Source organism: Mycobacterium persicum, assembly GCF_002086675.1.
Classification (GTDB): domain Bacteria; phylum Actinomycetota; class Actinomycetes; order Mycobacteriales; family Mycobacteriaceae; genus Mycobacterium; species Mycobacterium persicum.
On the sequence record NZ_MVIF01000065.1, the window covers coordinates 23,092 to 33,823 of the forward strand.

Below are 10,732 nucleotides of genomic sequence, written 5' to 3' on the forward strand. Positions count from 1 at the left end.
ACCGAGAACCACTCACACCGAGCCGATTTTCGGCGCGGAACGCACGGTGCCGACGGCGCCGGTGGCGTGCATGGGACGCAGGGGGTCCCTACCCGGTCCCGACGGCCCGCCCGACGGAACGGACGGACCGGGAACGCCCGGCACCGCCGGCCGCAACAGGTTATGGACGTCTAGCGGGAAAACCGCTTAGATCAGGCCGAGCCCGGTGACCGCGCTGCGTTCATCGGCGAGCTCGGCGGTGGACGCGTCGATCTTGCCGCGGGAGAAGTCGTCGATCTCCAGTCCTTGGACGATCGTCCAGTCGCCGTCCTTGGTGGTCACGGGGAATGACGAAATCAGACCCTCCGGCACGCCGTAGGAACCGTCGGAGAAGACCGCCATCGACACCCAGTCGCCTTCGGGGCTGCCCAGCAGCCAGTCGCGGGCGGCGTCGATGGTGGCCGAGGCGGCCGAGGCGGCCGAGGACGCCCCGCGCGCTTCGATGACAGCCGCGCCGCGCTTGGCGACGGTCGGGATGAAGTCGTTCTCGATCCAGGCCTGGTCGCCCACCACCTCGGCCGCGTTCTTGCCGCCGATTTCGGCGTGGAACACGTCGGGGTATTGGGTGGCCGAGTGGTTGCCCCAGATCGTCATCTTCGTGATGTCGGTGACTTTGACGCCGGTCTTCTTGGCGAGCTGCGAGATCGCCCGGTTGTGGTCGAGACGGGTCAGCGCGGTGAAGCGCTCGCGCGGAATGTCGGGGGCATTGCTCATCGCGATCAGCGCGTTGGTGTTGGCCGGGTTGCCGGTCACGCCGATCCGCACGTCGGCGGCGGCGACCTCGTTGAGAGCCTTGCCCTGCGCGGTGAAGATGGCGCCGTTGGCCTCGAGCAGGTCACCGCGTTCCATGCCCTTGGTGCGCGGGCGGGCGCCGACGAGCAGGGCCAGGCTTACGCCGTCGAAGATCTTGTTGGCGTCCGCGCCGATTTCGACGCCGGCCAGCAGCGGGAACGCACAGTCGTCGAGTTCCATCACCACACCCTCGAGCGCCTTGAGCGCCGGCTCGATCTCGAGCAGCCGTAGCTCGATCGGGCGGTCGGGACCCAGCAGCGAGCCGCTGGCCAGGCGGAACAACAGGCTGTAGCCGATCTGGCCGGCAGCACCGGTGACGGCGACCTTGAGGGGACTTGCGCTCACGTCGGTTCGCTCCTTGTGGAGATATCTGCGTAACAGGGTTTCACGGTGGTGATGTGTCGGGTCGAAACTAGCGCACCGGCCGCACCGGAAATCTCCGGACCCGCGCCGACACCGCTGCTACCACGCTGACGTGGCAAAACGGCGTAGCATGGACCACCGCCCGGTCAGACCTGCGCTGCGATCGGAGACTGAGGATGTTTCAAGGATTTGACGCGCTGCCCGAATCGCTGCGGACGGTCGCGCGATCGCGGCCGCAGCACGTCCACCCCACCCGCAGTCCGGCGGCACAGGCGTTGGTTGATTGCGGTGTCTACGTCGACGGCCGGCGGATGCCCGGCAAGTACGCCTATACCGACGCATCGCGGGAAGTGCGGGAGCGGGAACAGTCGGGTCAGCAGGCCTTCGTGTGGATCGGGCTGCACGAGCCCGACCAGCAGCAAATGCAGGACGTGGCCGACATTTTCGGGCTGCACCCGCTGGCAGTCGAGGACGCCGTGCACGCCCACCAACGGCCCAAGCTGGAGCGTTACGACGAGACCCTGTTTCTCGTACTGAAGACCGTCAACTACGTACCGCACGACTCGGTGGTGCTCGCCCGCGAGATCGTCGAAACCGGCGAGATCATGATCTTTGTCGGCAACGACTTCGTGATCACGGTCCGCCATGGCGAACACGGCGGCCTGTCTGAGGTGCGCAAGCGGATGGACGCCGATCCCGAACACCTGCGGCTGGGACCGTACGCGGTGATGCACGCCATCGCCGACTACGTCGTCGACCATTACCTGGCGGTCACGTCGCTGATCGAAACCGACATCGACAGCATCGAGGAAGTGGCCTTCGCGCCCGGCAGCAAGCTCGACGTCGAACCAATCTATCTGCTCAAGCGCGAGGTGCTGGAGCTGCGCCGCTGCGTCAACCCACTGTCGACGGCGTTCCAGCGGATGCAAACCGAGAACAAGGACGTGATCTCCAAGGAAGTCCGCCGTTACCTGCGCGACGTCGCCGATCACCAGACCGAGGCCGCCGAGCAGATCGCCAGCTATGACGACATGCTCAACTCGCTGGTGCAGGCCGCGCTGGCCCGTGTCGGTATGCAACAGAACTCCGACATGCGTAAGATCTCGGCCTGGGCCGGCATCATCGCGGTGCCGACCATGATCGCCGGCATCTACGGTATGAACTTCCACTTCATGCCCGAATTGAACTCGAGATGGGGCTACCCGGCGGTGATCAGCAGCATGGTCGTCGTCTGCCTGGTCCTTTACCTCAGCTTCCGCAACCGGAACTGGCTGTAGCACAAGCGAGTGCGCGTCCACGGCGTCGAGTGTGCGTCCACGGCGTCCTTCTCGCGATTCTGCCGCCCTGGATGCACGCTGGACGCCCAGGACGCGCACTCGACCACACCGCCCGCCCAGGACGCACACTCGACCACGCCGTCAGAGCCCAGGACGCATACTCGACCCGCCGTCAGGACGCGGGGACGGTCAGATTGACACCGGACTCGGCGTCGAAAACGGTCAGTTTGGTGGTGTCGAACGCCAACTCGAGCGGCTGTCCGATCGCCGCCTTCGATTCCGCGGAAACTCTTGCCGCGAATTGGTTTTCGCGCATTTCCCCCTGCGCCTCCAGCTCATCCAGTTGCGCCGAGTGCACGGCCGGAGCCGAGGTGGTGAAGTAGACGTATTTGTCCGCCCCCAACGATTCGACCAAATCGACGCCGACCTGAAAGGTGAGCGCCTTGATGCGTTGGTAGGCATCGATCACTGCGGCGTCCTGAATATGCTCCGGCCGCACACCGACGATGACGTTCTTGGTTTTCGCGCGAGCGGCGATCCGCTCTTGCACGTCCGGTGCCAGTGTCACCTCACCGAAGGGCAGGGTGAGCCCGATCGACGTCAGCGTCGCGGGAAAGAAATTCATCGTCGGTGAGCCGATGAAGCCCGCCACGAATACGTTGGCCGGATGCTCGTAAAGCTCTGTGGGCGTACCGATCTGCTGCGCAACACCGCCGTGCATCACCACCACTCGATCCCCCAGCGTCATGGCCTCGGTCTGGTCGTGGGTGACGTAGACGGTGGTGGTGCCCAGCCTCTTCTGCAGCCGGGCGATCTCGCCGCGCATCTGTACCCGGAGTTTGGCGTCCAGATTGGACAGCGGCTCGTCCATCAGGAAGGCCTTGGGGTGACGCACGATCGCCCGGCCCATCGCGACCCGCTGGCGTTGCCCGCCCGACAACTGTGAAGGCTTGCGATCCAGAAGGTCGGTCAGGTCAAGGATTTTGGCCGTCTCGGAGACCTTCTGCGCGATGTCGGCCTTCTTCATCTTGGCCAGCGTCAACGGAAACGCGATATTCTGCCGCACGGTCATATGTGGATAGAGCGCATACGACTGGAACACCATGGCGATATCGCGGTCTTTGGGCGCCTTCTCGTTGACCCGCTGACCATCGATGCGCAGTTCTCCCGACGAGATATCCTCTAGGCCGGCAATCATATTCAGGGTGGTGGTCTTGCCACAGCCGGACGGCCCGACCAGAATCAGGAATTCGCCGTCGCCGATGGCGAGACTGAGGTCGTCCACCGCCGTCGCGCCGTTGGGATAACTCTTACTCACATGCTCGAGCACGATTTCGGCCATTGCCCTATCCCTTCACAGCCCCGGACGTCAAGCCGGCGACAATCCGTCGTTGGAAGACGAGAACGAAGACGATGATCGGAACCGTGATCACGATAGCTCCGGCCGCGATGGATCCCGTCGGCTCCTCGAACTGCGAACTACCGGTGAAGTTGGCGATCGCCACCGGCGCGGTGATCGCGGCCTTGGTCGCGGTCAGCGACAGCGCGAGCAGCAGCTCGTTCCAGGCGAAAATGAACACCAGAATCGCGGCGGTCACCAACCCCGGAGCCGCCAGCGGTGCGATCACCTTACGGAAGGCCTGCCCCGGTGCGGCGCCGTCCATCTTGGCCGCTTTCTCCAGATCCCAAGGGACCTCCCGGAAGAATGCCGACAGCGTGTAAATAGCAAGCGGCAGAGCGAAAGTGATGTACGGCAGGATCAAGCCCGGCCAGGTGTCGAACAGACCGACAGCGCGCTCGATGTTGAACAACGGTGTCACCAACGAGATTGCCGGGAACATGGTGATCAGCAGGGTGGCCCCGATCAGAACCCGCTTGCCCGAAAACTCCAGCCGGGCCACAGCATAAGCCGCCATCGCACCGAGCAGCACCGCAATCACCGTGGTGATCAACCCGATTCCGATGGAGTTGATCAACGCCGAGCTGAAGAATTCGCCCCGGAATACGCCGCGGTAGTTGTCCAGGGTCACCGACGACGGAATCAGCTTGCCGTCCTTGACAGTCGACGTCGGCTTGAGCGACAAGCTGAAAATCCACAGCACCGGAAGCAACGCATACACCACGACAACTGTGTCAACGACAGCCCAAAACATGGCCCGACGGGCTCCCAACGGCTCAGCGGCCATCCACGTCACTCCCTGGAGCTTCTGTTGGTTGTTGAGCGCCGAACAACTTGACGAACATCAGCGCGATGATGGCCACGCAGCCGAAGATCAGCACGCTGATCGCCGAGCCGAGACCGACGTTGAAACCTTTGAACAGGTTGTCGTAGCCCAGGATTGACACCGACTCGGTGTTGTTCTCGCCAGCGGTCAACACATAGATGTTGTCGAAAATGCGAAAGGCGTCCAGAGTCCGAAACAACAGTGCCACCACCACCGCCGGCTTGATGATCGGCAGGATGACCTTGGTCAACCGCCGCCAAGCGCCGGCCCCGTCCACTTGCGCGGCCTTCAACAGATCCTCGGGCACCAGCGCCAACCCGGCCAGCAGCAGCAGCGACATGAACGGCGTCGTCTTCCACACCTCGGCAATCACCACGACACCCAGCGACGGGACCTGGTGGGTCAGCGGCGCGCTACCGTGCGGCAGCAGGTTGGCCAGGTATCCGGTGCCCGGGGTCCAGGCGTAGTACCAGCTGTACGACGCGACCACCGTGACGATTCCGTACGGGATCAGCACCGCGGTGCGCACCAACCCCTTGCCGATCAGCGTGCGGTGCATCACCAGCGCCAGCGCCAAACCCAGCACAAACTCGAGCGTCACCGACACCACCGTGATCGCCAGCGTCACCGTCAGCGCCGTCCACCAATACCGGTCGGTCAGAACGGTTCGGTAGTTCTCCAATCCGATGAACGCCGTCTCGCTGGGGGTAGCCAGGTTGTTGCGCTGCAGGCTGAGCCACACCGCGTACCCGATCGGATACGCCGTCACCGCCAACATCAACAGCGCCGCCGGTGCCACCAGAAGGAACGCCAGCCGCTGTTCGGCCCGGCGGTTCCCCGAGCGCACGAAAGCATGCGTCACGGCAGCAAGCCCTTGCCGTCGACGGCCTTTTGCACCTGCGCGGTGATGTCGTCGGCGGTGCGTTCCGGGTCGATCTTGGTGACCGGACTCAGCGCCGCCGCCAGCCGCAGCGACACCGCTTGGTAGGCCGGCGTCGCTGGCCGCACGGCGGCGTCGGTGAGCTGCTGACGGATGATCTCGTACATCGGATACTTCGCCTGAAACTGCGGGTCGGAGTACAGCGAGGCGCGTACCGCGGGAAGACCGCCCTGGATCGAGATGTACTTCTGGTTCGGCAGGTTGCGCAGGCATCGGACGGCTTCGAATGCTTCGGCTTTATGGCGGCTCGTGCTGGCCACCGCCAGGTTCAGGCCGCCGATCGTCACCTTGGCCGGCCGGCCCGGCAGGACCCCGGGATAGGGCGCAAAACCGAACACTTTCTGACTGGCGTGATAGGCAATCTGGAACTGTTGGTCGCTGGGCACGAAGGCGCCGACGCCGTTGACGCTGCCAGCCAGCTCGGGAAGGCGGTTGAGCGGCAGAAACGGCACCCCACCCTTGACCGCGTTCTCCAGCATGGAGGCGAACACGTACGGCCAGTTGACCTCCAGGGCCGCCTTTCCCTGTTCGAACGCCAGCCGCGCGGTTCCCTCCTCGGCGCGGCTGATCGACGGGTCGGCTCCGGGTGCGGTGGCCACCGATTTCAGGACCCGCAGCGCGGCGATGGTGGCGGCCCGATGAGCGGGGTTGTCGGTCAGGGTGACCCGTTTGCCGTCCTCGGCGAGCACTTGTCCGCCGACGCTGGTCAGCACGGTGTTGAACCACACCACCAGACCCTCACCCTGATTGGCCTGCGCCGCGATCCAGCTCGGTTGGCCGGCGGCGCGCAATCGGGCCGCCTCGGCCAGCATGCCGTTCCAGTTCCCCGGCGGCTGCGGCACCAAATCCGGCCGGTACCACAGCAATTGGGTATTGGTCGTCACGGGTGCGGCGTACAGCCGGTGCTTCCAGGTGGCCGTCCTGATCGGGCCCGGCAGTGTGTCGGAGGTGGCGTCGGCCTCGGTCAGCCCGGCGGGATCCTCCGACAGCGGCAGTGTCCATCCGGCTTCGGCGAACTCGGCTGTCCAGACGACGTCCATCGCCATCACGTCCAGGGTGTGGTCGTTTCCGGTCAGCCGCCGGGCCAGTTGGAGCCGCTGCTGGTCAGGTGACCGGGGCAGGCTCACGTGCTCGATGACGTATCGGCCGGCGGCCTGCTCGGTGCAGCGTTGCGCAATAGCGGTGAACGTCGCCCCGTCGGTGGCCGGGGTGTAGAAGCTGAGCACCAGTTCATGGCTGCGCGACCCGCAGGCCGAGACCGCGGACGCGACCGTCAGCGCCGCCAGCACGGCCGCGCCCAGCCGCCGTCTCACCTTTGCCACCGGCACCGGCGTCAGATCGCCAAACGCGCCAGCAGATCGCGTGCCTTCTCCGCGTTTTGCGGATCGCAGAGTACGTCATAGCGGCCGGCCACCAATTGCATGGTGGAACTGAAATCCCTGGTGCCGCGCGCCATCGCATACGGAACCGCGGAGGTGATCAGCCCGAAGAAAACGCCGGCGACCAAACCGGTGACCAGCGCGGCCCACGGATTGGGGCTGAAGAAGCCGAGCACCAAGCCAATGAACAGACCGAGCCAAGCGCCGCTGAGCACCCCCCCGCCGAGGACTTTCGGCCAGGTTAACCGGCCCGTCACGCGTTCCACCTGCATCAGGTCGACACCGACGATGGTCACCTGCTGGACCGGGAATTCCTGCTCCGACAGGTAGTCGACAGCGCGCTGCGCCTCGGCGTAGGTGGGATAGGACCCGACCGGCCAGCCTTTGGGCGGGGTGGGCAATCCGGGCACAACCCGTCGACCAGCAGGCCCGGTGGGCGGTGTCGCGCCGGGAACTTGTCCCGGCTGGAATGGGCTAGTCATCGGTCTTCATTCTCCTCTGCCCTGCTATGCCCTGGCCATCGTTTCATCTTCGGGACGTCCGCGCATTATCAGGACGACCGCGAACCGGTCCGCTCGCACCGGGTAATACCCATATTTCACCTGGCGAGGGCCTTGCCCGACGAAGAAGTTTGCCGTCATTTCACGGGCGCCCGGCGCCGCCCGCGCCCGGGCGTCGGCCAGGTCCCGTCGGCTAGGTTGATCACCATGACAGCTTCCGGCGGCTCCCCCGACGAGGGTGCCCACGACGGCACGACCTCACCTCCCGCGGCCGGTGAGCAGAGCCCTGGTCAGCCCGGTTCCCCCATGTTCGGCGCGCCTTGGGCGGCTCCGGGAGCATCGTCGCCAGCCGCCGACTACCCACCCGGGTATCCTCCGCCCGGGTATCCGCCCGGCCCGCTTGGCCCGGCGGGGTATCCGTCCGACTACGCGACCGGGTATCCGCCGCCGATTTCGCCGCCCACCTATGCGCCGCCGGGATATTCGCCGTACGGCACGCCGCAGGCAGATTACCCGGGCCCGTATCCCGCACCCATGGCGTCGCCGTACGGCGGAGTCGCATACCCGCCGCCCTCCTACCCGGGCGGCAATTTCCCACCGCCATACCCGCCGCCGGACTATATGGGCGGCTATTACTCCCCGGCGGCACCGGCGATGCCGGGCACCAACACCATGGCGATCGTCTCGCTGGTGTCATCGTTCGTGGGCGTGTTCTGTTGCATCGGCTCGATCGTGTCCATCGTGATGGGCACGATCGCGCTCAACCAGATCAAGCAAACCCGAGAAGACGGCTATGGCCTGGCGGTTGCCGGCATCGTCATCGGCGTCGCGACGCTGCTGGTCTATCTGATCGTCGCGATCTTCAGCATTCCGTCCCGTTAGAACCCGTTAGCACCCGTCAGCACCTGCGGTCGGGCTGCCTACGCTCTCAATCATGGGCTCGGTCAACAGGGTGTATGTGGCGCGGCTGTCGCGGATGATGGTGCTGGGTCCGCTGGGCGAATCCTTCGGCCGGGTTCGCGATGTCGTGATCAGCATCAGCATTGTCCGTCAGCAACCGCGAGTACTGGGATTGGTGGTCGACCTGGCGACCCGCCGCAGCATCTTCATCCCGATCTTGCGAGTCGCCGCGATCGAGCCTGACGCGGTGACACTCGCCACCGGCAGCGTGTCGTTACGCCACTTCGAACAGCGGCCGGGTGAGGTCCTGGCGATCGGCCAAGTGCTCGACACGCCGGTCAAGGTGAACGACCCTGCCCTGCCGGAGCTGGCCAGCGCCGACCTGGTGGTGACCGACCTGGGCATCGAGCAAACGCGAACCCGCGACTGGCTGGTGACCAGGGTCGCCGTCCGCACCCACCGACGGCTGGGTCGGCGCGGACCGGTACATATCGTGGACTGGCAATACGTACGCGGATTGACGCCGTCCGCCCTGGCCATGCCCGGTCAGGCGGTGGCACAACTGCTGGACCAGTTCGAGGGGCGGCGCCCGGTCGACGTCGCCGACGCCATCCGCGGTCTGCCGTCCAAACGCCGCTACGAGGTGTTCCGGGCGCTCGACAACGAACGGCTGGCCGACATTCTGCAGGAGCTGCCCGAATCGGATCAGGCTGAAGTTTTGTCCCAACTGGGGACCGATCGCGCTGCCGATGTGCTCGAGGAGATGGATCCCGACGACGCCGCCGACCTGCTCGGGGTGCTGAATCCGAATGACGCCGAGACGTTGCTGACCCGCATGGATCCCGACGACTCCAATTCGGTGCGGCGGCTGCTGAAGCACTCGCCCGACACCGCGGGCGGGTTGATGACCTCGAATCCGGTGGTGCTCACCCCGGACACGTCGGTTGCCGAAGCGCTGGCCCGGGTCCGCGATCCCGACCTGACCCCCGCGCTGTCGTCCATGGTCTTTGTGGCACGTCCGCCGACGGCCACCCCGACCGGCCACTATCTGGGGTGCGTGCAACTGCAGCGACTGCTTCGCGAACCGCCGGCCGAACTGGTGGGCGGGATCGTGGACACCGACCTGCTGACGCTGACGCCGGACACCCCGCTGGCCGCGGTGACGCGCTATTTCGCCGCCTACAACCTGGTGTGCGGGCCGGTGGTCGATGACCAGAGCCATCTGTTGGGCGCGGTGACGGTCGACGACCTGCTCGACCATCTGTTGCCGCAGGACTGGCGGGTGGACGTGCAGCAACTCGACCCCGCCGGCCGACCCGCCAAACCCGGAGGAGCCCTGTGAGCAAGCCCCCAGCGCCGCGGCGGCTGTACACCCCGCGGACCTCGCGCAGGTTCACGCCGCGGCTGGACCCCGAGACCGTCGGGCAGACCACCGAACGCATCGCAAGGTTCTTCGGCACCGGCCGTTACCTGCTGCTGCAAACGCTGTTGGTGCTGATCTGGATCGGGTTGAACCTGTTCGCGGCCCACTGGCGCTGGGATCCCTACCCGTTCATCCTGCTCAACCTAGCCTTTTCCACCCAAGCCGCCTACGCGGCGCCGCTGATCCTGCTGGCCCAGAATCGTCAGGAAAACCGTGACCGCGTCGCCCTGGAAGAGGACCGGCGCCGCGCCGCACAAACCAAGGCCGACACCGAATACCTGGCGCGGGAGCTGGCTGCCCTGCGGTTGGCCATCGGCGAGGTCCCGACGCGGGACTACCTGCGACACGAACTGGAGAGCCTGCGTACTCTGATGGCCGATTTGCAGTCTGCCCATCCGGAAGCCGACCCGGCACGGGCGACCGACGGGACGGAACGCCGAGCGAGGAAAACCCTGTGAGAACCGACTCCCCCATTGCGCCACTCCCGTCACAAGAGTTATGTATGGTGATCTAGTTCACGAGGCTAAGAAGCATAGTTATTCGACGGCTCGCATAACTGAGGACGGTCGAGGTGCGCATAGGGGGCCGCTGGGGTGCTCACCCGGCCGTTACTGAAGGCGCCACCCAGTTGTGGGATTCGGTGCGCCAGCGGGCAGTGCGCCTCACGAAGTCACCGGTATTCGGCCTAGCCATGATCACCCCCCTGGTATTCGCCGGGGCGGTCAGCGGCGCGGCACCGGTATCCCACGCACGGACGCCGTCGGCGCGCACCGCAATCACGCCGGTGGCCGCGGTCGCCCCGTCCCCCCTCGTCGACCTGTCCGGACCGACGGTCATCGCCGTCCCGCGTCCGCCGACCGGCTTCCACGTCGCCGCGGCCAGCACCGCCCCCCC

At 65.8% G+C, this 10,732-nt stretch carries 10 protein-coding genes and 1 pseudogene; 5 read left to right on the forward strand and 6 right to left on the reverse strand.

The window, feature by feature from the left end; all coding sequences use genetic code 11:
- Positions 1 to 186: 186 nt before the first annotated feature.
- Entirely contained in the window at positions 187 to 1,176 is a 990-nt protein-coding gene (locus BST40_RS18510; RefSeq protein ID WP_075545557.1) for a malate dehydrogenase, read from the reverse strand.
- A 194-nt stretch (positions 1,177 to 1,370) separates the two neighbouring features.
- Here BST40_RS18510 and corA point away from each other — a divergent pair, with 194 nt between their 5' ends.
- Positions 1,371 to 2,471, forward strand: a complete 1,101-nt coding sequence (corA, locus tag BST40_RS18515) for a magnesium/cobalt transporter CorA (protein WP_075545558.1) — start codon at positions 1,371 to 1,373, stop codon at positions 2,469 to 2,471.
- A gap of 172 nt (positions 2,472 to 2,643) precedes the next feature.
- Here corA and BST40_RS18520 read toward each other — a convergent pair whose 3' ends face one another.
- The 5 genes from BST40_RS18520 to BST40_RS18540 are packed head-to-tail and all read right to left on the reverse strand — an operon-like array spanning position 2,644 to position 7,497.
- Complete coding sequence (locus BST40_RS18520; protein ID WP_075545559.1) at positions 2,644 to 3,813, reverse strand: ABC transporter ATP-binding protein; 1,170 nt, start codon at positions 3,811 to 3,813, stop codon at positions 2,644 to 2,646.
- Between the two features lie 4 nt (positions 3,814 to 3,817).
- Complete coding sequence (locus BST40_RS18525; protein WP_089025216.1) at positions 3,818 to 4,642, reverse strand: carbohydrate ABC transporter permease; 825 nt, start codon at positions 4,640 to 4,642, stop codon at positions 3,818 to 3,820.
- Positions 4,643 to 4,646: 4 nt separating this feature from the next.
- Positions 4,647 to 5,558, reverse strand: coding sequence for a carbohydrate ABC transporter permease (locus BST40_RS18530; RefSeq protein ID WP_176357887.1), 912 nt, complete (start codon positions 5,556 to 5,558; stop codon positions 4,647 to 4,649).
- Positions 5,555 to 6,949, reverse strand: a complete 1,395-nt coding sequence (locus BST40_RS18535; RefSeq protein WP_373420050.1) for an extracellular solute-binding protein — start codon at positions 6,947 to 6,949, stop codon at positions 5,555 to 5,557. Before BST40_RS18535 ends, BST40_RS18530 begins: the two co-directional genes overlap by 4 nt.
- Positions 6,950 to 6,969: 20 nt before the next feature.
- Entirely contained in the window at positions 6,970 to 7,497 is a 528-nt protein-coding gene (locus BST40_RS18540; RefSeq protein ID WP_023366448.1) for a general stress protein, read from the reverse strand.
- Positions 7,498 to 7,722: 225 nt separating this feature from the next.
- On the opposite strand from BST40_RS18540, the gene BST40_RS18545 reads away from it, so the two are divergent.
- The 4 genes and pseudogenes from BST40_RS18545 to BST40_RS18560 form a co-directional block, all read left to right on the forward strand.
- Positions 7,723 to 8,397: a DUF4190 domain-containing protein gene (locus tag BST40_RS18545; protein WP_075545561.1), complete on the forward strand. Its 675-nt coding sequence runs from the start codon at positions 7,723 to 7,725 to the stop codon at positions 8,395 to 8,397.
- Between the two features lie 52 nt (positions 8,398 to 8,449).
- Positions 8,450 to 9,757 carry a magnesium transporter MgtE N-terminal domain-containing protein gene (locus tag BST40_RS18550; protein ID WP_083155067.1) on the forward strand — a complete coding sequence of 436 codons (1,308 nt, stop codon included), beginning with the start codon at positions 8,450 to 8,452 and terminating at the stop codon, positions 9,755 to 9,757.
- Entirely contained in the window at positions 9,754 to 10,296 is a 543-nt protein-coding gene (locus BST40_RS18555; protein ID WP_075545563.1) for a DUF1003 domain-containing protein, read from the forward strand. The genes BST40_RS18550 and BST40_RS18555 overlap by 4 nt, the downstream gene beginning before the upstream one ends.
- Positions 10,297 to 10,409: 113 nt before the next feature.
- A pseudogene (locus BST40_RS18560) lies at positions 10,410 to 10,732 on the forward strand (lytic transglycosylase domain-containing protein); the annotation flags it as partial.